The organism is Phenylobacterium sp. LjRoot225, from assembly GCF_964252855.1.
GTDB lineage: Bacteria > Pseudomonadota > Alphaproteobacteria > Caulobacterales > Caulobacteraceae > Phenylobacterium.
Genome location: NZ_CAXUPL020000002.1, coordinates 37,692 through 61,295, shown reverse-complemented (window position 1 = coordinate 61,295; position 23,604 = coordinate 37,692). Strand labels below are relative to the sequence as shown.

The window sequence follows — 23,604 nt, the reverse complement described above, 5'->3', positions numbered from 1 at the left end:
CCCGGAAAGCCGCGTAGCGGCTTGTCCGGGGCCCATGCACACGGCGCTGCTCGATTCGAGGCGGCGATGCCGCGACTGGCCCGCGACGCCGTGTGCATGGGTCCCGCTCTTCGCTTCGCGAAACCGGGATGCCAGGAGAGGAAAGATGCTCCCCCGAAGGGGAGGATCTCGAGGCCTATTTCACCGCGTCCTGGCCGAACACCCGGCCGAAGATCACGTCGACGTTCTTGAAGTGGTAGCCGAGGTCGAACAGCTCGGAGAGCTCGGCGTCCGAAAGCGTCACCTCCGGATCGGCCTTCAGGAAGTCGAGGAAATTGCCCTCGCCGCGCCAGACCTTCATGGCGTTGCGCTGAACCGCCGCATAGCTGGCCTCGCGGCTCAGGCCCTTTTGCGTCAGCCCCAGCAGCACGCGCTGGCTGTGCACCAGGCCGCCCAGGCGATCCAGGTTCTTGGCCATGTTCTCCGGATAGACCAGCAGCCGGTCGACGACATTGGCCAGGCGGCGAAGCGCGAAGTCGAGGTGGACGGTGGTGTCCGGGGCGATGGCGCGCTCGACCGACGAGTGGCTGATGTCGCGCTCGTGCCACAGCGCCACGTTCTCCAGCGCCGGGGTCACCGCCGAGCGCACCAGCCGGGCCAGGCCCGTCAGGTTCTCGGTCAGGATCGGGTTGCGCTTGTGCGGCATGGCCGAGGAGCCCTTCTGGCCCTTGTCGAAGAATTCCTCGACTTCCAGCACCTCGGTGCGCTGCAGGTGGCGGATCTCGACCGCAAGGCGCTCGATGGAGGAGGCGACCACCGCGAGCGCCGCGAAATAGGCCGCATGGCGATCGCGCGGGATCACCTGGGTCGAGACGGGCTCGACCGCCAGGCCCATCTTTTCGGCCACGTACTCTTCAACCGCCGGGGCGACGTTGGCGAAGGTGCCGACCGCGCCGGACACGGCGCAGGTGGCGATCTCGAACTTGGCCATCGCCAGCCGCTCCTTGGCGCGCTGGAACTCGGCGTAGTGGCCGGCGAGCTTGATGCCGAAGGTGGTGGGCTCGGCGTGGATGCCGTGACTGCGGCCGACCGTCGGCGTCAGCTTGTGCTCGAGCGCGCGGCGCTTCAGCGCCGCCAGCACCAGGTCGACGTCTTCCAGCAACAGGTCGGTGGCCCGCACCAGCTGGACCGCCAGCGTGGTGTCGTTGACGTCGGAGGAGGTCATCCCCTGGTGCAGGAAGCGCGCTTCCGGCCCGACGATCTCGGTGACGTGGGTGAGGAAGGCGATGACGTCGTGCTTCACCTCGCGCTCGATTTCGTCGATGCGATCGGCGTCCCAGACAGCGTCGCGACCCCTCTCCCAGATGACCTGGGCGGCCTCCTTGGGAATAACGCCCAGGTCGGCCATGGCGTCGGCCGCGTGGGCCTCGATCTCGAACATGATCTTGAAGCGCGTTTGCGGCGCCCAGATCTCGGCGGCTTCCTTGCGGGTGTAACGGGGGATCATGGGCGCGGGGTGTGTGCGCGAGGGCCGGGGGAGTCAAGGCCCCCGGCGATCCGCACCGGCTCCGATGACGCGCAGGCGGCGGAGCCTCGCGCAGGGCGCTCCCCGCGGGAACCCTCGCGGAAGACCGTGCTATGCTTGGGTGAGACCGTCACGAGCGAGCCCTTGAGCGACCCGATCCAGGACAGCACCGTCAATGACCTCGCCGCGCGGGATCGGCAGGTCGCGGTCCTGGCCTTCAACTTCGTGCTCGACATGGCCGGCCAGGGAATCGCCGGGCTGAAGCCGCTCGACTCCCTGCTGATGATGGCCATCAACCAGGCCAACATCGCCCCGCTGACCCGCGATCCCGCCGCCCGCAGCCGCTATGGCGCCCTCGAATCCCCCGCGCCGGATGCGGAGCGCCGGCCGGTCAGCGTCCGGGCCGTGGCCGTCTCCATGCGGCTGCCCTACGAGACCGCGCGCCGCAAGATCAAGCGGCTGGAGGCCCAGGGCGTCGTCGTGATCAGCGAGGCGGGCGTCGTCGTGCCGGCCGCCTTCCTGCTCTCGCCGCACTACCTCGACGCCGCGAGGATCGGACACGAGCGGCTCCACGGCCTTTATCGGATGCTCTCCGGACGCGGCCTGCTCGAGCCGCTGCCGGCCGCCAACTACGACGAGGATGAACCCCCGGTTCGCGGCGCGGTGCGGCTGATGTCGGACTATCTGCTGCGCACTGCCGAGAGCGTTGGCGGCCGGACGGGGGACCTGCTGGCGACCCTGGTGATCCTTCCGCTGCTGGCCGCCGCGGCGGGCGCGGACGGCGGGGCGCTGGCGCCGATGTCGGTGGCTGCGCTCGCGCGCCGCCTGCAGATGCCGGCCGAGACCGCCCGAAGGCAGGCCGCGGCCCTGGTCGAGGCGGGGAGCTGCGTCTCCGGCCCGCGGGGCGTCGCCCTCGCCGACGCCGGCCTGACCTCGCCGGTCTGGCGCAGCCTGCTGCGCGAGAACGCGGTCGCCGTGCAGCGGATGTACGCCGGCCTTGCCGAGCGCGGCGTCGTCGCGGCCTGGGCGCAGATGGCGCTGGCCGCCCCCGCCGACGCCAAGGGCGTCGCCTGAGCCCGACGCCGGGGATCAGTCCGCGGGGTCCAGCTCCGGATAGTGGCGGAATATGCCTTCCTCGTTGAACGGAATGCGCCGAGGACTGGCGAGATAGGCGGCGATGTTCGGCAGCGCGAGGACGCGTGCGGCGAGGTCGTCGAGTCGCGGGGTTTGGGACAGCGCTTCGTGCGTCGCATGGGGAAAGGCGTATCGCAGCCCCTCGACCACCTGGAAGGCGGAGAGATCTGCATAGGTGAGGCTGGCGCCGACCAGCCATCCGGAGCCCGCGCCGTTGCGCGTCAGCACGGTCTCCAGCCAGCCGAGGAATTTCGGGATGCGGTTGCGCCGGAAGCCCTCGGACCGTCGCGCCGCTTCCGACTGCTGGTCCTCGTAAAAGAGGTCCACGTCGATGGGATGATGGGTGTCGTGGGCTTCCGCCACGAAGTCGGCCAGGGTCAGCTGGATCTGATGGGTCCAGAGCCGGCCGGCGTCGTCCGCGGGCGTCAGTCCGAGCGGCGGCCCGAGGTGGAGCAGGATGGCCGCGGTCTGGGCGACCAGGATCTGGCCATCGCGCAGGATCGGCGGTGCGAAGGGCGGATGCTCGCCGCCGCCCTCAAGCAGGGCGAGCAGGGCCTCGACCCCTCGGCCCGGGGCCTCGTCGCGGGCCACGTCGACGTAGGGCGCGCCGGCCTGCTCCAGCGCCAGGCGGACGAACTCGCCGCGTCCCTGGATCGTCGGCCAGTAGAAGAGCTCATAGGTCATGGGTGTCGCTCGCTTCTGTCAGGCTCGGGCGCGATGCTGTCGGGAATGCCCGGTCAGGTTCGTCCTAGGGGTGATCAGCTCAATCAGAGGACCAAGCCATGCCAACGATCACACCCTTCCTGTGGTTCGACGCCCAGGCAGAGGAAGCCGCCGCCCTCTACGCCACCGTCTTCCCGAACTCGCGGATCTGCGACGTGACGCGCTACGGCCCGGCCGGGCCGGGTCCCGAGGGCCAGGCGATGACCGTCGTCTTCGAGCTCGATGGACTGCGCTTCACGGCGCTGAACGGCGGACCGCATTTCCAGTTCAGCGAGGCGATCTCCTTCGTCGTCCCATGCGAGACCCAGGACGAGATCGACGCCTATTGGGAGAAGCTGACGGCGAACGGCGGCGCCCCGAGCCAGTGCGGCTGGTTGAAGGACCGGTTCGGCCTCTCGTGGCAGATCGTGCCCACGGTCCTGCCCGAGCTGATCGGTGACCGCGATCCGGACAAGGCGCGCCGCGCCACCGAGGCGATGTTGAAGATGACCAAGCTCGACATCGCCGAACTGCGCCGGGCCCACGCCGGCTAGGCGCTGGTCAGCCCGCGGTTTCGGCCGGGGGAGGGCGGCGCGAGCGACGCTTGGGCTTGGCGGCGGGCTTTGGCGGGGCCGGGGTGGCGATGACCCGCACCGGCGCCTCGACGTCGCAGATCGAGAAGTCTGCCCCGCGGATCGCCCGGACGCGCTCGGCGATGGCCCGGAACTCCGGGCTGAGGGTGTTGAGCACGGCGATCTGCGGCCGCTCGGACTCCGGCAGGTCGGCCATGATCCGCGCCTTCTGCATCCGGCTGGGCTGAATCGGCGGATCGCCAGCGGTCAGGGCGCGCACCGCATCCAGGCCCATCACCACCCGGCCGACCACCGAATAGCTGCGGTCGAGGCTGCGCGTGGCGGCGCGCATGACGAAGAACTCGCTGTTGCCGCTGCTCGGCTCGGAGTCGTGGCCCATCGCCACCACGCCGGGGCAGAAGGCGCCCCAGGCGCTGACCCGGCGGTCCGGCGACATGGCCATGCGGATCTCGTCGACCGAGACATAGGGCTGGGCGCCGATGAAGCCCTGGCTTTCGCCGAGCGGACGGGAGATCTGCACCCGCGGCGTCTCGGCGCCGAGGCGGAAGGTGAACTCCGCGGGCAGGTCCGGCTCGAGGCTCTTGCCGCCGTCGAGATTGTTGGGATTGCCGGTCTGGGCCATGAAGCCGTCGACGACCCGGTGGAACTGCAGGTTGTCATAGACGCGCGTGCGGGCCAGCCGCTTGATCCGCGCCACCGCCAACGGCGCGAACTCCGGCCGAAGCTCGATCACCACGCGGCCCTTGTCGGTGTCCAGGATCAGGGTGTTCTCGGCGTCCAGCGCCCGCCAGTCGGCGAGCGCGGCGGGCAGGCTGACGACCACGGTGGCCGGCGCGGTGGCGGCGGCAGGCGCCACGAGGGGAGGGGCGATGGTCGCCGACGCGACGGCGGAGCGCGGCGGAACAGGCGTGGGCGCTGGAGCGGGGGCGGCTGCGGCCGGCTTCGGGGCCGCCGCCTTGGGCTTCGCCGGCGCGTGATGGACGGGCTTGGGCGCAGGCTCGCCGCCGCCCTCGGCGGATGCGCCGGTCGCCGCCAGCATCGCCGCGGCCAGAGCCAGTGACACGGTCTTGATCGCCAGCCCCCCAGCCGAATCCTTCATCAAGGCGACGCTAGGAGCGACACGGTTAACGGTTCGTGGCGGGGGCGCTTGCGGCGACGCTCAGCCTCTGCGAGTGGAGCCTGCAGATGCCCTATCCCGCGCCCCCTGCTTCCGAGCCGGTCCTCGCCGCAACCGGCCTGCGCAAGACCTATGGGGCGCTGGCGGCGGTCGATGACGTGTCGCTGCAGGTGCGTCCGGGCGAGATCGTCGGCCTCGTGGGGCCGAACGGGGCGGGCAAGACCACCATCATCAACATGATCCTGGGGGTCCTCGAGCCCACCGCGGGCGAGATCCGGATCGACGGCTTCGAACTCGCCAAGGCGCGCAGCCGGGCGCTGGCGCGAACCAACTTCGCCGCCGTCTACGCGCCCTTGCCGGGCAACCTCAGCGTCGAGCAGAACCTGCGGGTGTTCGGCATGATCTATGGGGTGAAGGGCCTGACCGCGCGGATCGACGCGCTGATCGAGGAGTTCGACCTCTCGCGCCACCGCAAGGCCAAGACCGGCGTCCTGTCCTCCGGCGAACAGACCCGGGTGGCGCTCGCCAAGGCCATGCTGAACAGCCCGCGCCTGCTGCTGCTCGACGAGCCGACCGCCTCGATCGATCCGTCGACCGCGCGCGACGTCCGTGGCCACATCACCGACTTCGTTCGCCAGACCCAGGCGGGCGTGCTCTGGACCAGCCACAACATGTACGAGGTCTCAGAGGTCTGCGACCGGGTGCTGTTCCTGTCGCGCGGCAAGGTGCTGCTGTCTGGGACGCCCGAACAGTTGATCGCCGAGCACGGGGCGGCCAATCTCGAAGACCTGTTCCTCGCCGTGGCGCACCAGCATCCGGCGACCGGCGAGGCGGCGGCCTGATGCGCGCCTCTCGCGTCGCCGCCATCGTGCTGCGGCAGTTCTACCTGCTGCGCGGCAGTCCCGTGCGGCTGCTGCCGATGATCGCCTGGGTGGCCATCGACATCGTGCTCTGGGGCTTCATCAGCCGCTACCTCGACCAGGTGACCGGGCCGAGGGCCAACTTCACCGCCTCCCTGCTGGGCGCCGTGCTGCTCTGGGACTTCCTCTCACGCGTCATGCAGGGGACGACGACCGCCTTTTTCGAGGACGTCTGGTCGCGCAACTTCCTGAACCTCTTCGCCACGCCCTTGCGGATCTCGGAGTATCTCGCAGGCCTGGTGACGACGGGCGTCTGCACCAGCATCCTGGGGCTGATCGCCATGCTGGCGCTGGCGACGGGCGTCTTCGGGCTGTCCTTCCTGGGCTATGGCGTAGCCCTGGTCCCCTTCCTGCTGGTGCTGTTCATCACCGGCATCGCCCTGGGCGTTCTCGGCACGGCGATCGTGCTGCGCTTCGGGCCGGCGTCGGAGTGGCTGATCTGGCCGATCCCCTCGCTGCTTTCGCCCTTCGTCGGGGTCTTCTATCCGCTGGCCACCCTGCCGCCGTGGATGCGGATGATCGGCCACGCGATGGCGCCCTCCTATGTCTTCGAGGGCATGCGGACGATCGTGGCGGGAGGTCCGCCGCCCTGGGGCCAGCTGGCGATCGGCATGGGACTGGCGGGCCTATATCTTGTGCTGGCGGGCCTGGCCTTCGCCGCCGTCTACCGGCACGCGATCCGCACGGGCCTCATCGCGCGTTACAGCGCTGAGACCGCCAGCTAGGCGTATTTCGCCGTCGGCCTGCAGGCTGGCGCATTCGAAGGAGAGCGAGAGAATGGAACTCGTCATTGGCGACAAGGCGTGGTCGAGCTGGTCGATGCGTCCCTGGCTGGTGCTGAAGAAGGCCGGCGCGGAGTTCACGGAAATTCCGGTGGCGTTGCGCCAGGGCGATCGTACGGCCGCGGCCATCGCGCCCCTGAGCCCCAGCGGCCACGTGCCGGCGCTGAAGGACGGCGAACTCGTCATCTGGGACTCCCTCGCCATCTGCGAATACGTCGCCGAGAAGTTCCCCGAGGCGCGGCTCTGGCCGGAGGATCCGGCGGTCCGCGCCCTGGCCCGGGCGGCGGTGGCGGAGATGCACTCCGGCTTCGCCTCGCTGCGGGGCGAATGTCCGATGGACCTGAACGCCACGCCCAAGGAGGCGGAGCTCTCGGAAGCGACCCACAAGGACCTGCGTCGCATCGCCCGCCTCTGGAATGACCTGCTGCAGCGCTTCGGCGGCCCGTGGCTCGGCGGCGCCGAGTGGGGGATCGTCGACGCCTTCTACACGCCGGTCGCCAGCCGCTTCCGGACCTACGGCGTGCACCTCTCGGACTTCGGCGACGGCGGCCGGGGCGGAGAGTACGCCCAGCGCCTGCTGGAGCGGCCGGAGTTCCTCGCCTGGGACGCCGGCGCGCGATGAGCCAACGTGCGGTGGGCGTGCTGCTGCGGGCGGTGAACGTGGCCGGGCGGCGCCTGGCCATGGCCGACCTCAAGGCGGCGCTCACTGCGGCAGGTTTCGAGGGCGTCCACACCCTCGGCGCCACCGGTAATGCGGTGGTCCGGGCTCCGGCCGCGGACGCGACGCTGGAGGCGCGGCTCGAAGCGGGGCTGAAGGCCGCCTTCGGCGCGACGCCGGACGTCCTCGTGCGCGACGCCGAGCAGCTGCAGGCGGTGGTCGCGGCCAATCCCTTCACGAAGATGGCCGAGGAGGCGCCGCACCACCTGGTGGTGATGTTCCTGCGCGGCGAGCCGGCGCCCGCCCTGGTCGAAGCGCTGCGGGCGAAGATCAAGGGGCCCGAGGAGGTGGCGGCGGGGCCGGCCTGCCTCTACGCCCGCTATCCCGACGACATCGGCCATTCGAAGCTGACCGGCGCGGTGATCGAGCGAACCCTCAAGCTGTGCGGCACCGCCCGCAACTGGAACACGGTGACCAAGCTCGCGGCCTTGCTCGAAGAGGCCTGACAGCACCCAAGCGCGGCGCTGGCGGCCCTCGACAGCGGACGTCACTGCCGTGGAACCAAATTGCTAAAAAGCAATCTTCGGAACGGCCGCGGCCGCGAGTGGTTGGGGACGGGGCTGGGGGATACCGGAGACCACCACATGAAGACGAAGATCGCTTTCGCCGCCGCCGCCGGTGCAGCCCTGCTCGCCGGCGCCGCTCTGGCGCAATCCACCGCCGGCTCGAGCACCGGCTATACGGGAGCCCAGACCGGCGCCACCACGTCCGCCGGGGTCGGCGCGCCACAAGCCGGCGCCGCCGCCAACGATGCCGCGGCGTCCACCAGTTCGCCGAGCACCTACGGCGCCAGCCAGGCGACGTCGCCGTCCGCTCCGAGCCCGGCCACCGCCGGAGCCGGCGCGACCACCCCCTCCGGCGCGGACGGCTCGACGAGCTCGGCCGGTCAATATGGCGCCGACACCTCGGCCACCACCTCCGAGACCGCCCCAGGCGCCTCGACGACAAGCGGCAGCTACGGTTCGAGCACGAGCTCGACCGCTGGCGAGCGCGGCTAACTCTGACGGGCCCCGCGCCCCGTTCTGAAAAGACGGAGGCGCGGTCGGGTTGGCTGGTGGGGCTGATCGCCCTGGCCGGCGGCCTGGCCGCGCCCGTTTCCATGCCTGTGGCAGGGCCGCTGACATCCGCAGCGGCGGCCCTGCGACCGGGGCCGGTCGGTGAGATCCTCGCCAGCCGGTTGGCGACGCCGGCCGCCGACGCAGAGCTCGCCGCCTTCTATGCGGCTCGCGGAGACCGGCCCCTGTGGACCGCACGCGGGCGCCTCGGGCCTGAGGCGGATCAGCTCGTCGCGCTGCTGCGGGCCGCCGCCGACGACGGCCTCGATCCGCAGGCCTATCGTCCGGACAGGCTGCAGGCCACTGTCCGCCGCGCCGCGAGCGGTCGACCAGCCGACCTCGCCAGGGCCGAGATCGAGCTCTCCGGGGCGCTCGCCGCCTGGGGCGCCGATCTGCATCGGCCCAACCCCGCCGCCGACCTGCTCTACAGCGACCCGCAGTTGCGCCCGCCCGTCCTCGGCCGCCGCGCGGTGCTGGAGATGGTCGCCCGCGCGCCGTCGCTGCAGGCGGGCCTGGCCCAGGTCTCGCAGATGAACCCGATCTACCAGCGCCTGCGCTCGGCCCTGGCGGTGGAACGGGCCCAGGGGGGACCCAGGACGGCCCTGATCCGCGCCAACCTGGAGCGGGCGCGGGCCTTGCCGACCGATCTCGGCCGCCGCTACATCCTGGTCGACGTCGCAGCCCAGCGGCTCTGGACCTATGAGGCCGGCCGCCCGACCGACAGCATGAAGGTGGTGGTCGGCAAGCCCACCGATCCGACGCCGGCCATGGCCGCCCTGGTGCGCTACGCCGTCTTCCGCCCCTACTGGAACGTGCCGCCGGACATGGTGGCCAAGTCGATGGCGCCGAAAGTGGTGGCCGAGGGGCTGGGCTACTTCCGCGGCCAGCGGCTCGAAGCCCTCTCCGACTGGACCGATCGGGCGACGCGGCTCAACCCGGCGAAGGTGAACTGGCCCGAGGTGGCCGCCGGACGCCAGCAGTTGCGGGTGCGCCAGCTGCCCGGCCGGGCCAATATGATGGGCCAGGTCAAGTTCATGTTCCCCAACGAACTGGGGGTCTACCTCCACGACAGTCCCTTGCGCGCCCTCTTCACCGGAGAGGAACGGCTGGCCAGCGCCGGCTGCGTGCGGCTGGAAGATGCGCCCAGGCTCGCCCGCTGGCTGCTGGGCGAGGCGGTTACGGCGGCGGGGCGGCGGCCCGGACCGCCGGAGACCCGTGCCGACCTGACCGAACCCGTGCCGGTCTATCTCGTCTATTTCACCGTCGCCCCGACCGGCGAGGGGCTGAACCCGCGCCGCGACATCTATCGCCGTGATCCGGCGCTTATCGCCCAACTGGAAGCCGGCTCAACCCGGCTCGCCAGCCGTTGACGCCGCCTAGGCGCCTTCGGCCGGCGGCCTCACGTCAGGGCGGAAGGTGCGGAAGGTGACCGAGTAGCGCAGGGTCTGCAGCGGAGGGATGGAGTGCTGCCACTCGCGCCGCGCCGGGCCGCGCAGCAGATAGGCCGAGCGCGGCTCCGCGGTGAAGGCGCAGCGCTTCCAGCCAGCCTCTTCCTTCAGCCGGAAGCGAAGCCGGCAGGGCGACAGGAAGGAGACGCCGACCACGTCTTCGAACTGCGGCCGGTCGCGATGCCAGCCGATGCCGGCGCCGGGCGCATATTCGGTCAGAAGGGCGTGGGCGAAGGCCCCGGGCGCGACGCCGGCGAAGGCCGCGGCCCGCGCCGCCAGCGGCCGCAGCCAGTCGGGGAAGGGCTCGGCGCGCTTGAGCCCGCCCTCGTTGAAGTCGTAGCGCCAGCCGAAGGAGACCACCCGCCGGTTGCCCTCGAAGCCGTGGAACTGGAAGGCCTGGAACGGCAAGGCCGCCAGCCGGCCGACCAGCTCGCCCTCCTCGTCCGGGCTCAGGAATTCCGGGCGATAGACGAAACCCTCCGGCAGGCCGGGTGGCGCGGCGTCGAACAGGCTGGGCTGGGCGATGCTCATGGTGTGTGCAGGAACGTTCCGGCGGCGCGCCAGGCTCCCGGCACGGCTCCCTCGCCGTGAACCATAGTGAGGCTCGCGGGTTTCCACCCCTCGGCGGGGGCGCCGGACCGGACACCCATGACCCTGATCACTGCATTGAAAGACCTGCAGCCGCTTTTCGCCTGGGCGCCGGACTGGGTCTTCACCCTGGTCCTGATGGCCCTGGCGCTGGTTGTCGCCCTGGTCGCCCACGCGGTGCTGGTGCGCCTGGTGCGCCGCAGCCTGCGGGGCAGGTCCGACTTCTGGCGGCCGCTCCTGATGCGCACCCGTGCGCCCGGCCGGCTGGCCATGGTGATCGTCGCCCTGAGCGCGGCGCTCGCCGCCTCGCCGCTCACCAAGTCGGAGACCGCCTTCGCCCAGCACGCCTTCGCCATCGCCTTTATCGTCCTGGTGGGTTGGAGCGCGCTGGTCGCCCTCGACATCTCCGCAGCCCTGTTCCTCCGGCGCAACCGGGTCGACGTGGCCGACAATCTGCTGGCGCGCAAGCACCTGACGCAGATCCGCATCCTGCAGCGCGCGGCGGGCGTGTTGGTGGTGGTGGTGACCGCCGGCTTCGCCCTGATGACCATCTCCACGGTCCGCCAGTGGGGGGTAAGCCTGCTGGCGGCCGGCGGCGCGGCCGGCGTGCTGGTCGGCCTGGCGCTGCAGCCGCTGCTGTCCAACCTGATCGCCGGCATCCAGATCGCCACCACCCAGCCGATTCGCCTGGAGGATCAGGTGGTCGTGGAGAACGAGGTCGGATTTATCGAAGAGATCACCGCAACCTTCGTCATCGTCCGCCTCTGGGACGAGCGGCGGATGGTCCTGCCGCTCACCTACTTCCTCACCAAGCCGTTCCAGAACTGGACGCGGGAGACGGCCGCCCAGATGGGGGCCGTGATGCTTTATGTGGACTACATCACGCCCGTCGAACCTCTGCGCGCCAAGCTGATGGAGGTGCTGAAGCAGGCGCCGCTGTGGGACGGCCGCGTCGCGGCCCTGCAGGTCACTGAGGCCAAGGAGCGCAGCATGGAGATCCGCTGCCTGATGAGCGCGGGCGACGCCGGCAAGCTGTTCGACCTGCGCTGCATCGTACGAGAGACGATGATCGCCTATCTCCGCGAAGCCTATCCCGACGCCCTGCCGCGCGACCGGTTGGAGGTCGCCGCCCTGGGGGCCTGGGCGCGCGAGGCCGCGGCGCCGAACGGGGCGCGTCCGCAATAGGTCGTCCGCAGGAGGTCGGTCCGCGCTCGCGCGGCGATTGCTCCTTCCTCCGCCTGGGGTCGCCCTATAAGGGGCGCTGCGACTCAAGGAGGATGGACGGCGTGAGAATTTCGGCCCTGGTCTGTGCGCACAACGAGGCGGCGCAACTCGGCGCCTGTCTCGCCACGTTGCGCGGGTTTGACCAGATGGTGGTGGTCGCCGATCGCTGCACCGACGCCACCGTCAAGATCGCTCGCCAGGCCGGCGCGGTTGTCGTCGAGGGCGCTTTCGATCTGGAGAGCCACCGCAAGCAAGCGGGCTTTGCGGCCTGCGACGGCGAATGGGTCCTGGAGATCGACGCCGACGAGCGGGTCACGCCGGAGCTGGCGGCGGAGATCCGCCGGGCCGTGGCCGAGGCCCGGGGCGACTGGTTCAAGATCCCGATCGACAACTACGTGGGCGCGGTCCTCGTGCGCCATGGCTGGGGCGGCAGCTTCGGCAGCACCCTCGGCGCGCGCCTGGCGCGGCGGGGCTGCAAGCACTGGAAGCTCGAGCGGGTCCATCCCGGGGTCAAGTTCGACGGCGTCAGCGCGGGCGTGCTGACCTGCGCCATCCAGCACTATGTGGACGAGGACCTGAGCGACATGGTCCAGCGGCTCAACCGCTACACCCTGCTGCGCGGGCTCGACCTGGCCGATCGCGGCGACCCGGGCGAGCTCTGGGACAATGTCTTCCGCGGCTTGCGGCGGTTCTGGAAGTGCTATTTCGACCGCAAGGGACGGCTGGACGGAAACTTCGGTTTCGCGATCTCGCTGATGGCCGGGCTCTATCCTCTGCTCTCGCACATGAAGGCCAAGGAGATCCTTCATCAGCGAGCCGCGCAAATGCCCCAAAACGTTATGAAATAGCGGCGGTCGTCCGGGACGACCGCCGCATCGTTCGGCCTAGCCGCCGCTGAGCTTCGCCTGGATGGCCTTGGCCTTGTCCAGGTGAGCCTCGACCTTGGGCGCGGTCTTGGCCGCCGCGGCCTTCAGGCCGGCGTCGTCGCCGTTGTCGGCGTAGCCCTTCATCAGGTTGAGGGTCTCCTCGTGCGCCGCGACCTGCTGGTCGATGTAGGCCTTGTCGAAATCCTGCGCGCTGGCGGCGCTGAGATTGTCGAGGAAGCCTTTGCGGCGCTGGTCGAGCTCGGTCGGCGCGGTCTTGCCGGCGGCGGAGATCAGCGGCTTCATTTCGTTTTCCAGCGCCGTGTGGTCGATGACCATCATCTTGGCGTAGGCCTTGACGTCGGCCGCCTTCGACTTCTGCTCGGCGATCTTCGCCGCCCGGATCTCATAGATGTTCCCTTGGCCCGCATTGTCGACGAACGCGCCCGTGTCATGCGAGCCGAGCGTGGTCGACGAGGCGGCGCCGACGGCGGCGCCCATGGCGTCCTGAGCCGCGTTGACCGGCGCCGATTGGCCGGGGTTCATCGTGTTCCCGGCGTCTGCCGTGTTGCCCGCATTCTGCCTGTTGCAGGCGGCTAGGGACAGGGCCGCAGCCGCTGCGGCGGTCAGAAGCAGTGCGCGTTTCATGGGCGTCTCCCGAGGTTTTGACTCGCGACAGAACCCCTTGGGGAAGCGCAGGTTCCGGGCAGGATCACATTTCTGTGCAAAGAAACTGTGCAGGCCCCGGTCCCTTGGGGGCGGCGCGGCCTGCGGGTCTTCGACCCCGGCAGTGAACAGAACGTCCGCCCGCGCCCCAGGCGCGAGGGTGTGATCACCCGCGGGCGGAACCTTGGCCGCAGCCGCGCGATAAAGGGCGATCGAAAGCTCGGAGAGTTTTGTGACCGAGGTCGTCGCGCTTGGAGAGTGCATGGTCGAGGTCGGCCTGACGGCGCCCAGTCAGGCCGCGCTCGGCTATGCCGGAGACACCTTCAACACGGCGGTGTATCTGCGCCGCCTCGGCCTGTCGGTGGCCTATGGCACGGCGATCGGCGAGGGCGATCCGTTCAGCGCCGGCATTCTGCGGATGATGGCCGTCGAGGGCCTGGACGCCGCCCTGGTGCGGACCGCGCCCGGGCGGCTGCCCGGCCTCTACGCCTTCGATCGCGACGAGGCGGGAGAGCGGCGGTTCTTCTATTGGCGCGCGGAGTCGCCGGCGCGGGACTATTTCGCGCTCGCCGATCGCGACGCCCTCCGACAGGCCGTCTGCGCGGCCCGGCTGGTCTATGTCTCGGGCGTCACCCTGGCCATCGTCGGCGAGGCCGGCCGTGCGGCCCTTCTGGAGCTGTTGACCCAGGCCAAGACGTGCGGCGCGGCGATCGCCTTCGATCCCAATCATCGGCTGCAGCTGTGGACCAGCCTCGAGCAGGCGCAGGCCGCCATTGAGGCCATCGTCCCGCTCTGCCGCTACGTGTCGGCCGGACGTTCGGACCTGGACGGCCTCTACGGCGACGCCGCGGACGCGATGGCCGCGGCCTGGGCCGGCCAGGGCGCCGAGGTCGTGGTTCGCAGCCACGACCACGCCGTCATGGTCCGCGCCGGAGGGAGCATCCTGCGGGTTTCGCGCGAGCCGCCGGTGCGCGCGCTCGACACCACGGGCGCCGGCGACGCGTTCAACGCCGGCTATCTCGCGGCCCGCCTGAGGGGTGAGGATCTGCGGGCTTCGGTGACGGCGGCGCGACGTCTGGCCAATGTCGTGGTGCAGCACATCGGGGCAATCATTCCGCGCGCCGCCATGCCGGGGATCGGCTCGGCGTTCTGACGCGGCCCTCCCTGCGGGGGCGTGCGCCGCCGAGAGAGGACCGACCCGACTGGAGTGGGGGCTCGTCGTTCATCGGGTCGGTCCGTTCGACGCCCGGCGGTGACCGATGCGGAACTTCCACGTAACCTCTCGACAATAAGTCGGGTTCCCGACCCCTTGGATGAAGAGGCGCAACCTCGGCGGATCTGACCGTCGCCTAGGCAGGCGCGCCGCCCGATGAGCAGGAATTCGGCGCGCCGCCGCGGAGGGCGGCCCGCGGAGCCGCCCTTATCCGCTGTGGGAAGCCTAGGCGCGACGCTTGACGAGGCCCCAAAGGAAGAGGAGCAGCACCGCGCCGGCGGTGGACACCACGAGACTGCCGATCCAGCCGCCGAAATTGATGCCCAGAAGGCCGGCGACCAAGGCGCCGAGCAGCGAGCCCACGAGGCCGACGACCAGGTTGGTGACCAGGCCGTGGTTGCGCTTCATGATCTTTTCCGCGAGCCAGCCCGCCAGAATGCCGATGATGATCGCGCCAAGGAATCCTACGCCGCTCATGGTTCTTTCCTGTGCTGGGCCTCGGCGAAGTTCCGCGGCCTGGCAAGCTTAAGCATCATGCCGCGTCCTTGGTTCCGCCAGGGTCCTCCGCCCCGGTCGATGTCGGGACGGCCGGCGTCGCCAGCGCAGACCGCTCAGAGCAGTCCCAGAGCCTTGAAGCTGGCGATTCCGTCGCGGCCGACGACCAGGTGATCGTGGACGGAGATCCGCAGCGAGCGGCCCGCCTCGACGATCTGGCGGGTGATCTCGACGTCCGCGGAGGAAGGCGTGGGATCGCCCGACGGGTGGTTGTGCACCAGGATCAGGGCGCTGGCCGAGAGCTCCAGGGCCCGGCGCATCAGCTCGCGCGGATAGACCGGGGCGTGATCGACCGTGCCTTCGCCGGTCACCTCGTCGGCGATCAGCTGGTTCTTCTTGTCGAGGAAGAGCACGCGGACCTGTTCGCGCGGCTCGTGCGCCAGGGCGGTCTTCACATAGGCGAGCAGGGCCGACCAGGAGGAGATCACGGTGCGCCGGGCGACCTCTTCGCGCGACGCCCTGAGGGCCGCCTCCTGCACCAGCTTCAGGTCGAGCGCCAGGGCCGCGCCGACGCCGCGGACCGACTTCAACGCCTCCGTGTCGGCGCCCAGGACCGCGCCCAGCGAGCCGAACCGCGCGATCAGCTGCTTGGCCAGCGGCTTGACGTCGCCGCGCGGGATCGAGCGGAACAGCAGCAGCTCCAGCACCTCATAGTCCGGAAGGGCGGCGAGCCCGCCGGCGGAGGCCCGCTCGCGCAGCCGGTCGCGATGGCCGGCGTAGTGCGGCCTGGGGGCTGGCTCAGGCTTGGCGGCCCAGAGGTCGGGCTGGGGCGTGGCGTCCTGGAGGGCGGGGCGGCGGTCCATGGAGGACCAATGTTCCGCATTTGTTCATCTAGCGCAAGGGCTATGGCGATGGCGACCTGTCGGCCGGACCCGGCGCCTGCCGTCGGGCGCAAGAACCCAAGGGAGAGAACCATGGCCGACGCGGATGGCGTGACGATTACGTTCGAGATGGGACTGAAGCCCGAGGCCGTCGCGGTCTTCCTGCAGGCGGCGCCTGGCATGATGAAGGAAACGGCCGCCTACCCGGGGTGCCAGGCCATTCGCATCGTCCAGCACAAGGACGACCCGTCGCGCCTGCTGTTCGTCGAGCGCTGGGACAGCGAGGAAGCCTACGGCAAATATATCGCCTGGCGGATGGAGCGCGGGGACTTCGAGAGCCTCGGACCGATGCTGGTGTCGACGGAGACCAACGTCTGGCCGACCACGGTGGCCCAGGCTTGAGGCGAGCGGCCTGAGGGCTCAGGCCGCCTGCACGGGCGGCTGGAAGAGGCCGGCCGGCGAGAGGGTGAAGATCTCGACGCCGGTCTCCGTCACCCCCACCGAATGTTCGCACTGGGCGGAGAGGGACTTGTCGCGGGTGACCGCCGTCCAGCCGTCGGCCAGCAGCTTCACCGGGTGCTTGCCGAGGTTCACCATCGGCTCGATGGTGAAGAACATGCCGGGCTTCAGCTCCTCGCCCGTGCCGGGCTGGCCGAAGTGCAGGATGTTCGGGGCGTCGTGGAAGACCCGGCCCAGGCCGTGGCCGCAGAAGTCGCGCACGACAGAGCAGCGCATGCTTTCGACGTAGGTCTGGATGGCGTGGCCGATGTCGCCGGTGCGGGCGCCGGGCTTCACCGCCGCCAGGCCGCGGGCCAGGCCTTCGTAGGTGATCTCGATCAGCCGCTTGGCGCGCGGGGCCACTTCGCCCACGCCGAACATGCGCGATGAGTCGCCATACCAGCCGTCGACCACCACCGTGTGATCGACGTTGACGATGTCGCCTTCGCGCAAGGTGCGGTCGCCAGGAATGCCGTGGCAGACCACGTGGTTGGGGCTGATGCAGAGGGTCTTGGTGTAGCCGCGATAGCCCAGGCAGGCGGGCAGGCCGCCATGGTCGAGGGTGTACTCGCGGGCCAGCTTGTCGAGATCGTCGGTGAGCACGCCGGGCTTCACATAGGGCGTCAGCATGTCGAGGCATTCGGCCACCAGCCGGCCGGCCTTGCGCATGCCTTCGAAGTCTTCCGGCGTGTGCAGCTTGATCTGACCGGTGCGGTAGTCGGTGTCGAGGGCGTCGTCGTGCATCGGTCTGGCTCCGCGAACCGGGCGCCGGCTCGACATTGCGAATGAGCCTATGTCGCAATCCTGGAGCGGAAGTTCAACGGGGCGCTGCGTCGCGCGGGAGACTTCGGTCGGCCGCCGCCCCGCTAGACGCGCTCTCCGGTGAGCGGCGCGCTGCCGAACACCCCGAGCTTGGCCTTGCCGGTCATCCTATCGCCGGCCACCGTCACCTCGAAGCCGAGCTTGATGGCCGTCGGCTTGGTGACGTTGAGGGTCCAGGTAAGCGTGTCCCCGGAGACCTTGCCGTTGCTGATCGCCTCCGACCCCATCGGGCTCTCGATGCGGCCGGTGAGGGCCTCGCCCTGCCGGGCGAGCTGCAGGGCCATCTCCTGCGGCCCCATCGGCGTCTTCATCGTCAGCTTCCAGGACTCGGCGCCCGGAATCACGGCCTCAGCCGTCGGCGCCGGCGCCTGCGCCGCCTGGGTCTGCGGCGCAGCCTTGCCCCGGGCTTTCGGCGTGAAGGCCGGCAGGGTCTCCCAGCCGCGCACGGTCGAGGTGGACGACAGGTGGGCGTTCTCCAGGTCGACGTCCCACTCGGGGAAACGGTTCAAGAGTTCGTCCAGGGCCACGCGGCCTTCGACGCGGGCGAGCGCATTGCCGACGCAGACGTGGAAGCCGTGGCCGAAGGTCAGGTGCGGCTGGCGCTCGCGGTTGATGTCGAAGGACTCCGCGTTGGGGATCCGCCGCTCGTCACGGTTCGCCGCGGCGACCAGGAAGCAGATGGCGCTGCCGGCCAGCACGGTCGTCCCGTGAATCTCCACGTCCTTGGCCACATAGCGGGCGACCGACGGGCCGGGCGGCTCGAAGCGGAGGATCTCCTCTATGGCCTGGGGAATGAGGGCGCGGTTCTGGTAGATCTCGCGGCGCTGGTCGGGGTGCTCGGCCAGCACCTTGCCGGTCCAGCCGATCAGCCGGTTGGTGGTCTCGTTGCCGGCGCCGGCCAGGATGTTGCAGAAGATCAGCACCTCCTCGCGGGTCAGCCGCCGCGTCGCGCCGGTCTCGTCGACGAACTCCGCGTTCAAGAGCTCCGTCATCAGGTCGTCGGAGGGGTGTTTGGCGCGCCAGTCGACGTATTCGTCGAAGCCTTCGCCGACGAAGCTGTGGCTGGTGAGGTCCATCGGCTTGCCGACCTCCGTCGCCAGGGCCGCGTCGGCCCGCGCACGGACCGCCTGCTGATCCGCCTCGGGAATGCCCAGCAGCATGCCGATCACCCGCATCGGCATCTGGGCGCCGAGGTCGGCGATGAAGTTGAAGACTCCGCCTTCGACCAGCGGGTCGAGCGCATTGGCGCAGAACTCGCGGATCTTGGGCTCCAGCGCCGTCATCTTCTTCGGCGTGAAGATGCGGCTGACCAGGGCGCGGTGGATGGTGTGCAGCGGCGGGTCCTCGAAGATGAAGACGCCCTGCGGCACCGGCATGTTGGCCTTGATGTATTCGAGGATGCCGCCGCGGGCCGAGCTGAAGGTGTCCCGGTCGGCCAGGCCGCGCTCGACGTCCTCGTAGCGGCTGACGGCGTAGAAGTCGTACTGGGCGTTGTAATAGAGCGGCGCCTCCTCGCGCAGCCGCCGGAACGTTGGGTAGGGGTCGGCGAAATACCTGGGATCGTAGGGGTCCCAGTGGACCGGAGCCTCGCTCAGGGCGTTCATCGCGTCAGCCTCACCTATGCACGACTTCGCCCGCGGGTCGGCCTCTGGCGGGCCTTGGATCGGGCGGCTGAGCAGTTGCTTAGCGGGCCCCCGACGCGAGCGTCAAGCGAATTTGGGCGATCGCCAAAACATGTGAGCCGTCGGTCTCCGCGAGCGCGCGGGGTTCGCTCAAGACGTCAGGAGGCGTCCGGCGCCGCTATGAATCCCGGGATGGCGTCGCCCGCTTCTTCGAACCGGCGCAAGCAGGCCTCGACGAGGGCTTCGGTCTCCGCATGGGCGTTCGACATGCCGATGGCCCCTTCGAGCACCAGCACCAGGCCGACGCTCGACGCCAGCAGGGTGACGACGCCGGGCGGAATGCGCGGCTCGATCCCGCGCAGCGCGAAGTGCCGCGCCAGCGCGTCCTGCTGGAGCCGCCGTAGCCGTTCGCCATTTCGGGCCATCTCGGCGCGGATGACCTTGCGGTGGTTGGCCAGCGCCATGAACTCCAGGTTCATCGCCGCCCCGCTCGGATCGCGGCTCTGCTCCCAGAGCGCGCGCAGCGGCTGGTCGGACTCCATGGCCTTGGCCGCGAGCTGCAGCCCGCGTTCGGAGATCCGCCGCAGCACGGCCAGGAACAGGTCGTCCATGGTGCGGAAGTAGTAGTGGACGAGTTGCGGCTTCAGCCCAGCCTTGGCGCCCAGCCGGCGCGAGGTCACCGCCGCGTAGCCCTCTTCCCGCATCAGCAGCTCGGCCGCATCCAGCAGGGCGGTGCGCGTCGCGGAGTTCTCGAGGCCGACCTTCTGCCGCCGTGTCGTCTTGACCTCGTCCATCGACCCCTCGTCTGCGCGAAGGATATCTATAGGCCAGGTCCGAGCGAGGCGCCCATTGACCCGCTCAGACGGCGATCGGGCGGCGCAGGGTGACCGCCTCGGGACTCATCTCGCAGGCGTAGACCAGCACCTCGACGCCTTCGTCACGCACGCGGTCCAGGGCCGCGGCGAAGGCAGGGTCGAGGTCGCGGGCCAGGGCGAAGCGGTCGCAGTCAGAGCGCTGGACGACGAACAGCACCACGGCCCGGTCGCCCAGCCGCGCGACCTCGGCCAGCTCGGCGACGTGCCGGGCGCCCCTGGCGCTCACGCAGTCCGGCCATTCGGCGAGACCGCCGCCGCGATGCAGGGTGACGCCCTTGACCTCGACCCAGGCGGCCGGCCGGCCGGCCGCCTCCAGCAGGAAGTCCACGCGGCTGGCCCCGCCATAGCGCACCTCGCGCCGGTGGCTGGCGTAGCCGGACAGCTCCGGAATGGCGTCGGCCGCCAGCGCCTCGGCGACCAGTCGGTTGGGGTGCAGGGTGTTGACGCCCACCAGGCCGCCGTCGGCCTCCACCAGCTCCAGGGTGTGGGCGAGCTTGCGCTTGGGATCCTCCGACCGGGAGACCCAGCAGGTCAGGCCGGGGACATTGAGCCCCAGCATGGCGCCGGGGTTGGGGCAGTGGGCGGTGATCTCCGTCCCGTTCTCCAGCGCCACATCGGCGAAGAAACGCTTGTAGCGCCGGACCAGCTTGGCGCGCGTGAGCGGTTGCGGGAAGTCCATGGATGGCTTTAGTCCGTAGGGCGGAGACTGGATTTAGGCGAGGAACCGGCCGATGGCGAGCGACCAGGGAGCGCGGGTGACCGCTGCGGTGCTGATCATCGGCGACGAGATCCTGTCGGGCCGCACCCAGGACACCAATCTACGCGACATCGCCCGCTACCTCGGCGTCCACGGGGTCGACGTGGCCGAGGTGCGCATCGTGCCCGACGTCATCGACGAGATCGCCACGGCGCTGAACCACCTGCGCGGCCGCTACGACTATGTGGTGACCACCGGCGGGATCGGGCCGACGCATGACGACATCACCGCCGACGCGGTGGCTTTCGCCTTCGGGGTCGAGCTCTACGAGCACCCGGACATCCTCAAGATGATGCAGGCCAAGTACGAGCTGACCCCCGCCCGCCGGCGCATGGCGCGAATCCCGACCGGCGGCGGCCTGGTGCAGAACCCGGTGAACGGCCCGCCCGGCTTCACCATCGGCAACGTCTTCGTCCTGGCCGGCGTGCCGCAGATCATGCGCGGCATGCTGGAGGACGTCGGCCATCGGCTGAAGGGCGGGGCGGTCACCGTTTCGCGGACCGTCCGCGTCCTGGGCTCGGGCGAGGGCGTGATCGCCGCCCCGCTGGAAGCCGTCGCCAAGGCGCATCCGGGCATGTCCCTGGGCAGCTACCCCTTCTTCAGCCCCGAGAGCTTCGGCTCCAACCTGGTGCTGCGCGGGCGCGATCCCGACGAGGTGGAGGCGACGGTGGGGGAACTGATCGCCGCGCTGCAGGCGGCGGGGATTGCGAACGTGGCGGAGGTCGAGGGGTAGGGCGGCGAGCGCCGCAACGCCCCCTCCGTCGGCTTCGCCGACACCTCCCCCGCTACGCGGTGGAGGATCTGGCCTATCCGGCGCCGCGGGCGTCAGGGGAGGACTTCAGCGCCTGGTACTCGGCAGGCGTGCCGCAGAAGACCACGTCATCCGGCGCGATCAGCCGCCAGCCGATGCGGCGCCCCCTGGCGATCAGGTGGTTGTAGAGCGGCGCGACGTAGAGCTCCACCGCCTGGGGCCGCTCGCGCTCAGCCGCCAGCGCCTCGCGAAAATCGGCGGCCTGCGCGAAATGATAGAGGCCGGTGCAGCAGAGGTCCGAGATCGGCCGCTTCTCGGCGGTCTCCAGCGCCCAGGGCTCCGGGCCCGGCGCGGGCTTCACATAGGACCAGTTGGCGCCCGACCCCTTGAACACCTCCAGCCAGCCGTCGGCGCCGGCCAGCGGCTCGCCGGGGACGGCGAAGCCGGGACGGAGGGTGTCGATGTTGAAGATGGTCAGCGGCCCCGACCAATCCACGGCGTCCAGTCCGCGCTCCACCGTCTCGGCCTGGCCAGCGGTGACGGCGGTGAGGCTGACCACCTCGAACTCGGCCACGCCCAGGGCGCGCGCCTCGGCGCGGACGAAGGCTTCGGCCTCGGCGGCGGCGATGAACAGGAAGGGCGTGGTCGCGAACGCCGCCTCGAAGCTTACGACCGCATGGGCGAAGACGCTGCGGCCGTCGAGGTCCAGCCTGTACTTCGGCCGGTCGTAGCCGGCGTCGTAGAACCGCTGGGATCGCCCCGCCATGGGGATGACGATCACGCGTCGAGCTCGCACCAGAGCCTGAGCGCATTGGCGACGAAGGCCTGTTGGCGCTCGGGCCGGTCGGCGTGCAGCGGCAGCATGGACAGGAACAGGCTGACGGTCACCGCGCGCACCGGATCGGACAGGCCGCCGACGCCATCGACGACAAGATCACCTAGCGCCTCGGCCAGCCAGGGCTGGCAGGCCGCCGGATCGAAGGCCAGGTCGTAGGCCCGCCCGTCCCGGGTCGCCCGGCAGCGGCCGGCGATGATCTGGTCGTAGCGGCCGACGATGGAGTGGCCGAGCTTGCCCAGGTCGTAGCGCAGATCGCCGTAGAGCGAGGGCGTGCGATCCACCGAACCGCGTGGGTCGATGGCTTTGATGCGCCGGTTGCGGCTGTCGTAGAGCAGGTTGGAGAAGCAGAAGTCGCCATGCATGGCGCAGGCGACCCGGCCGCTGTCGAGGTCCATCGCCGGGACCAGCCGCTCGACGATCTGCAACAGCGAGGGGCAGGGCCGGCCGGCGTAGGTGAGCGGCTCGGAGATCCGCACGTCGGCCGCGCGCGCGAAGGCCTCCAGCCGGGCGATCGTCTTGTCCGCCGTCAGCGCCCTGAGCGCCAGGTCGCCGGAGCTGTCGCCGCGAGTAGCCGCCAGCGCCCGCAGGAAGTCTTCGCAGGACGCGAGGATCCGCAGCCAGGGCTTCTTCCCCACCGCGCCGTAGACGAACAGCTCGGAGAGCACCGGCAGGAACTCGTATTCGGTCTCGTAGAAGGCGCGGCCCTGCTCCAGGCCGAAGCCCAGCAGCCGCGCGCAATAGATCTGCACGCCGGGCGGGGCGGCCTGCAGCCAGTGGGCCTCGGCGCGCATCTTGGCGGTGTCGTCGCTCGACTTGCGCGCGGTCAGCCCGTCGATGCGCACGGTGTTGAAGGCCCTGGCGGTGGTGACCGCCAGGCGCGACTGGAAGTAGGTCGTCAGGTGGCCGAAATCGAGCCAGTCCTCGGCCATGACAGCGACGACCGGGCGGCCGGCGAGATAGTGGTTCACGCCGGCGATGAAGTCGCCGCGCTGGCGGGTCAGCGCCCGCAGCAGGTCCAGCCCCGAGGCGAAGGCGAAATAGCCCGCCGCGATCGGCCAGCCGTCGTGCCCGTCCTCGCCGGCAGGCGTGTTGACCAATGAGGCGGTCCGGCCGTCGGCGCCCACCTCCATCTCGGCCCAGGCGTATTCGGTCGAGCGGGCCCCGGCGACGATGACGTCGTGGACGTCGAGCGGCGGCCTGGCGATCAGGGTGTCGCCGTGCAGCAGGTGGACCGGGGCGTCGCCGGCGCCGATGGCGTTCAGCGCATAGACCACCGCCTCGCCGTGCTTCAGGCCATCCGGGGCGAGCACGATCTCGACGCCGAGCTCCGCCAGCCGCGTGGCGTCGGCCTCCGGCACGGCGAAGGCTTCCGGCAGCACCAGATGGACGGGACCCGCGCCCTCGAGCGCCTGCATCTGCAGTTCGTAGAGCCGCTGGGCGCCGACCGGGAGGAAGGACGGCGGCAGCGGGCCGAACTCGGCGGCGAGCTCCTGGCCGACCAGGGCGCCCGACATGATCAGCCGGACGGTCATGACAGA

26 protein-coding genes are annotated in these 23,604 nt (G+C 70.3%); 13 read left to right on the top strand and 13 right to left on the bottom strand.

The genetic code is table 11. The features are described 5' to 3' along the window. Positions 1–175: 175 nt before the first annotated feature. On the bottom strand, positions 176–1,486 hold the full coding sequence (gene purB / locus ACSQ2B_RS10625) for an adenylosuccinate lyase (RefSeq protein ID WP_436049712.1): 1,311 nt from the start codon (positions 1,484–1,486) through the stop codon (positions 176–178). 162 nt (positions 1,487–1,648) lie between these two features. On the opposite strand from purB, the gene ACSQ2B_RS10620 reads away from it, so the two are divergent. Further along, positions 1,649–2,578, top strand: a complete 930-nt coding sequence (locus tag ACSQ2B_RS10620; RefSeq protein ID WP_436049710.1) for a hypothetical protein — start codon at positions 1,649–1,651, stop codon at positions 2,576–2,578. Positions 2,579–2,593: 15 nt separating this feature from the next. Here the strand turns inward: ACSQ2B_RS10620 and ACSQ2B_RS10615 are convergent, their stop codons facing one another. After that, a complete protein-coding gene (locus ACSQ2B_RS10615; RefSeq protein ID WP_436049708.1) occupies positions 2,594–3,322 on the bottom strand; it encodes a glutathione S-transferase in 729 nt (242 codons plus the stop codon). 98 nt (positions 3,323–3,420) lie between these two features. Between ACSQ2B_RS10615 and ACSQ2B_RS10610 the strand changes: the two genes are divergently transcribed. After that, entirely contained in the window at positions 3,421–3,894 is a 474-nt protein-coding gene (locus tag ACSQ2B_RS10610; RefSeq protein ID WP_436049706.1) for a VOC family protein, read from the top strand. Between the two features lie 7 nt (positions 3,895–3,901). Here the strand turns inward: ACSQ2B_RS10610 and ACSQ2B_RS10605 are convergent, their stop codons facing one another. Further along, positions 3,902–4,996 (bottom strand): peptidylprolyl isomerase, encoded by a 1,095-nt coding sequence (locus ACSQ2B_RS10605; protein ID WP_436049704.1) that lies wholly within the window; start codon positions 4,994–4,996, stop codon positions 3,902–3,904. A 71-nt stretch (positions 4,997–5,067) separates the two neighbouring features. On the opposite strand from ACSQ2B_RS10605, the gene ACSQ2B_RS10600 reads away from it, so the two are divergent. The 6 genes from ACSQ2B_RS10600 to ACSQ2B_RS10575 all read left to right on the top strand — a co-directional run bounded on the left by ACSQ2B_RS10600 (position 5,068) and on the right by ACSQ2B_RS10575 (position 9,895). Further along, positions 5,068–5,892, top strand: a complete 825-nt coding sequence (locus ACSQ2B_RS10600; protein ID WP_436049702.1) for an ABC transporter ATP-binding protein — start codon at positions 5,068–5,070, stop codon at positions 5,890–5,892. Next, positions 5,892–6,695, top strand: a complete 804-nt coding sequence (locus tag ACSQ2B_RS10595) for an ABC transporter permease (RefSeq protein ID WP_436049700.1) — start codon at positions 5,892–5,894, stop codon at positions 6,693–6,695. The genes ACSQ2B_RS10600 and ACSQ2B_RS10595 overlap by 1 nt, the downstream gene beginning before the upstream one ends. Positions 6,696–6,747: 52 nt before the next feature. After that, positions 6,748–7,374 carry a glutathione S-transferase family protein gene (locus tag ACSQ2B_RS10590; RefSeq protein WP_436049699.1) on the top strand — a complete coding sequence of 209 codons (627 nt, stop codon included), beginning with the start codon at positions 6,748–6,750 and terminating at the stop codon, positions 7,372–7,374. Beyond that, positions 7,371–7,916, top strand: a complete 546-nt coding sequence (locus ACSQ2B_RS10585) for a DUF1697 domain-containing protein (RefSeq protein ID WP_436049698.1) — start codon at positions 7,371–7,373, stop codon at positions 7,914–7,916. Before ACSQ2B_RS10590 ends, ACSQ2B_RS10585 begins: the two co-directional genes overlap by 4 nt. Positions 7,917–8,054: 138 nt before the next feature. Next, complete coding sequence (locus ACSQ2B_RS10580) at positions 8,055–8,468, top strand: hypothetical protein (RefSeq protein ID WP_436049697.1); 414 nt, start codon at positions 8,055–8,057, stop codon at positions 8,466–8,468. A gap of 56 nt (positions 8,469–8,524) precedes the next feature. Further along, positions 8,525–9,895 (top strand): L,D-transpeptidase family protein, encoded by a 1,371-nt coding sequence (locus ACSQ2B_RS10575; protein ID WP_436049696.1) that lies wholly within the window; start codon positions 8,525–8,527, stop codon positions 9,893–9,895. Between the two features lie 6 nt (positions 9,896–9,901). On the opposite strand, the gene ACSQ2B_RS10570 is transcribed toward ACSQ2B_RS10575, so the two are convergent. Next, a complete protein-coding gene (locus ACSQ2B_RS10570; RefSeq protein WP_436049695.1) occupies positions 9,902–10,504 on the bottom strand; it encodes an alpha-ketoglutarate-dependent dioxygenase AlkB in 603 nt (200 codons plus the stop codon). A gap of 117 nt (positions 10,505–10,621) precedes the next feature. Here ACSQ2B_RS10570 and ACSQ2B_RS10565 point away from each other — a divergent pair, with 117 nt between their 5' ends. Both ACSQ2B_RS10565 and ACSQ2B_RS10560 read left to right on the top strand, forming a co-directional pair. After that, positions 10,622–11,746 carry a mechanosensitive ion channel family protein gene (locus ACSQ2B_RS10565; protein ID WP_436049694.1) on the top strand — a complete coding sequence of 375 codons (1,125 nt, stop codon included), beginning with the start codon at positions 10,622–10,624 and terminating at the stop codon, positions 11,744–11,746. Between the two features lie 101 nt (positions 11,747–11,847). Continuing rightward, positions 11,848–12,633, top strand: coding sequence for a glycosyltransferase family 2 protein (locus ACSQ2B_RS10560; RefSeq protein WP_436049690.1), 786 nt, complete (start codon positions 11,848–11,850; stop codon positions 12,631–12,633). 36 nt (positions 12,634–12,669) lie between these two features. Here ACSQ2B_RS10560 and ACSQ2B_RS10555 read toward each other — a convergent pair whose 3' ends face one another. Then, positions 12,670–13,296, bottom strand: a complete 627-nt coding sequence (locus ACSQ2B_RS10555; protein ID WP_436049689.1) for a DUF4142 domain-containing protein — start codon at positions 13,294–13,296, stop codon at positions 12,670–12,672. Positions 13,297–13,546: 250 nt separating this feature from the next. Between ACSQ2B_RS10555 and ACSQ2B_RS10550 the strand changes: the two genes are divergently transcribed. Then, entirely contained in the window at positions 13,547–14,467 is a 921-nt protein-coding gene (locus ACSQ2B_RS10550; RefSeq protein ID WP_436049687.1) for a sugar kinase, read from the top strand. Positions 14,468–14,752: 285 nt separating this feature from the next. On the opposite strand, the gene ACSQ2B_RS10545 is transcribed toward ACSQ2B_RS10550, so the two are convergent. Both ACSQ2B_RS10545 and radC read right to left on the bottom strand, forming a co-directional pair. Further along, positions 14,753–15,004, bottom strand: a complete 252-nt coding sequence (locus ACSQ2B_RS10545) for a GlsB/YeaQ/YmgE family stress response membrane protein (protein WP_436049685.1) — start codon at positions 15,002–15,004, stop codon at positions 14,753–14,755. Between the two features lie 134 nt (positions 15,005–15,138). Continuing rightward, positions 15,139–15,885 (bottom strand): RadC family protein, encoded by a 747-nt coding sequence (gene radC / locus ACSQ2B_RS10540; RefSeq protein WP_436049684.1) that lies wholly within the window; start codon positions 15,883–15,885, stop codon positions 15,139–15,141. Positions 15,886–15,996: 111 nt separating this feature from the next. Between radC and ACSQ2B_RS10535 the strand changes: the two genes are divergently transcribed. Further along, positions 15,997–16,305 (top strand): putative quinol monooxygenase, encoded by a 309-nt coding sequence (locus tag ACSQ2B_RS10535; protein WP_436049682.1) that lies wholly within the window; start codon positions 15,997–15,999, stop codon positions 16,303–16,305. Positions 16,306–16,323: 18 nt separating this feature from the next. On the opposite strand, the gene map is transcribed toward ACSQ2B_RS10535, so the two are convergent. The 4 genes from map to sfsA all read right to left on the bottom strand — a co-directional run bounded on the left by map (position 16,324) and on the right by sfsA (position 20,399). After that, positions 16,324–17,145 carry a type I methionyl aminopeptidase gene (map, locus tag ACSQ2B_RS10530; RefSeq protein WP_436049680.1) on the bottom strand — a complete coding sequence of 274 codons (822 nt, stop codon included), beginning with the start codon at positions 17,143–17,145 and terminating at the stop codon, positions 16,324–16,326. A gap of 122 nt (positions 17,146–17,267) precedes the next feature. Next, the gene (locus ACSQ2B_RS10525) at positions 17,268–18,827 is read right to left on the bottom strand and encodes a cytochrome P450 (protein WP_436049678.1); all 1,560 of its coding nucleotides are present in this window, start codon (positions 18,825–18,827) and stop codon (positions 17,268–17,270) included. A 176-nt stretch (positions 18,828–19,003) separates the two neighbouring features. Continuing rightward, positions 19,004–19,639, bottom strand: coding sequence for a TetR/AcrR family transcriptional regulator (locus ACSQ2B_RS10520; RefSeq protein ID WP_436049676.1), 636 nt, complete (start codon positions 19,637–19,639; stop codon positions 19,004–19,006). A 64-nt stretch (positions 19,640–19,703) separates the two neighbouring features. After that, on the bottom strand, positions 19,704–20,399 hold the full coding sequence (gene sfsA / locus ACSQ2B_RS10515) for a DNA/RNA nuclease SfsA (protein WP_436049674.1): 696 nt from the start codon (positions 20,397–20,399) through the stop codon (positions 19,704–19,706). Between the two features lie 52 nt (positions 20,400–20,451). Here sfsA and ACSQ2B_RS10510 point away from each other — a divergent pair, with 52 nt between their 5' ends. Continuing rightward, entirely contained in the window at positions 20,452–21,210 is a 759-nt protein-coding gene (locus tag ACSQ2B_RS10510) for a competence/damage-inducible protein A (protein WP_436049672.1), read from the top strand. A gap of 73 nt (positions 21,211–21,283) precedes the next feature. Here the strand turns inward: ACSQ2B_RS10510 and ACSQ2B_RS10505 are convergent, their stop codons facing one another. Next, entirely contained in the window at positions 21,284–22,009 is a 726-nt protein-coding gene (locus ACSQ2B_RS10505; protein WP_436049670.1) for a capsular biosynthesis protein, read from the bottom strand. Next, positions 22,006–23,598: a phosphotransferase gene (locus tag ACSQ2B_RS10500; protein ID WP_436049669.1), complete on the bottom strand. Its 1,593-nt coding sequence runs from the start codon at positions 23,596–23,598 to the stop codon at positions 22,006–22,008. Before ACSQ2B_RS10500 ends, ACSQ2B_RS10505 begins: the two co-directional genes overlap by 4 nt. Positions 23,599–23,604: the final 6 nt, after the last annotated feature.

What these genes read in the sequence shown, in the direction of transcription:
- purB (WP_436049712.1), bottom strand. Translation starts at nt 1,486, where the DNA reads ATGATCCCCCGTTACACCCGCAAGGAAGCCGCCGAGATCTGGGCGCCG.
- sfsA (WP_436049674.1), bottom strand. Translation starts at nt 20,399, where the DNA reads ATGGACTTCCCGCAACCGCTCACGCGCGCCAAGCTGGTCCGGCGCTAC.
- radC (WP_436049684.1), bottom strand. Translation starts at nt 15,885, where the DNA reads ATGGACCGCCGCCCCGCCCTCCAGGACGCCACGCCCCAGCCCGACCTC.
- ACSQ2B_RS10545 (WP_436049685.1), bottom strand. Translation starts at nt 15,004, where the DNA reads ATGAGCGGCGTAGGATTCCTTGGCGCGATCATCATCGGCATTCTGGCG.
- ACSQ2B_RS10510 (WP_436049672.1), top strand. Translation starts at nt 20,452, where the DNA reads ATGGCGAGCGACCAGGGAGCGCGGGTGACCGCTGCGGTGCTGATCATC.
- ACSQ2B_RS10570 (WP_436049695.1), bottom strand. Translation starts at nt 10,504, where the DNA reads ATGAGCATCGCCCAGCCCAGCCTGTTCGACGCCGCGCCACCCGGCCTG.
- ACSQ2B_RS10535 (WP_436049682.1), top strand. Translation starts at nt 15,997, where the DNA reads ATGGCCGACGCGGATGGCGTGACGATTACGTTCGAGATGGGACTGAAG.
- map (WP_436049680.1), bottom strand. Translation starts at nt 17,145, where the DNA reads ATGCACGACGACGCCCTCGACACCGACTACCGCACCGGTCAGATCAAG.
- ACSQ2B_RS10585 (WP_436049698.1), top strand. Translation starts at nt 7,371, where the DNA reads ATGAGCCAACGTGCGGTGGGCGTGCTGCTGCGGGCGGTGAACGTGGCC.
- ACSQ2B_RS10595 (WP_436049700.1), top strand. Translation starts at nt 5,892, where the DNA reads ATGCGCGCCTCTCGCGTCGCCGCCATCGTGCTGCGGCAGTTCTACCTG.
- ACSQ2B_RS10580 (WP_436049697.1), top strand. Translation starts at nt 8,055, where the DNA reads ATGAAGACGAAGATCGCTTTCGCCGCCGCCGCCGGTGCAGCCCTGCTC.
- ACSQ2B_RS10610 (WP_436049706.1), top strand. Translation starts at nt 3,421, where the DNA reads ATGCCAACGATCACACCCTTCCTGTGGTTCGACGCCCAGGCAGAGGAA.
- ACSQ2B_RS10500 (WP_436049669.1), bottom strand. Translation starts at nt 23,598, where the DNA reads ATGACCGTCCGGCTGATCATGTCGGGCGCCCTGGTCGGCCAGGAGCTC.
- ACSQ2B_RS10565 (WP_436049694.1), top strand. Translation starts at nt 10,622, where the DNA reads ATGACCCTGATCACTGCATTGAAAGACCTGCAGCCGCTTTTCGCCTGG.
- ACSQ2B_RS10615 (WP_436049708.1), bottom strand. Translation starts at nt 3,322, where the DNA reads ATGACCTATGAGCTCTTCTACTGGCCGACGATCCAGGGACGCGGCGAG.
- ACSQ2B_RS10590 (WP_436049699.1), top strand. Translation starts at nt 6,748, where the DNA reads ATGGAACTCGTCATTGGCGACAAGGCGTGGTCGAGCTGGTCGATGCGT.
- ACSQ2B_RS10520 (WP_436049676.1), bottom strand. Translation starts at nt 19,639, where the DNA reads ATGGACGAGGTCAAGACGACACGGCGGCAGAAGGTCGGCCTCGAGAAC.
- ACSQ2B_RS10555 (WP_436049689.1), bottom strand. Translation starts at nt 13,296, where the DNA reads ATGAAACGCGCACTGCTTCTGACCGCCGCAGCGGCTGCGGCCCTGTCC.
- ACSQ2B_RS10525 (WP_436049678.1), bottom strand. Translation starts at nt 18,827, where the DNA reads ATGAACGCCCTGAGCGAGGCTCCGGTCCACTGGGACCCCTACGATCCC.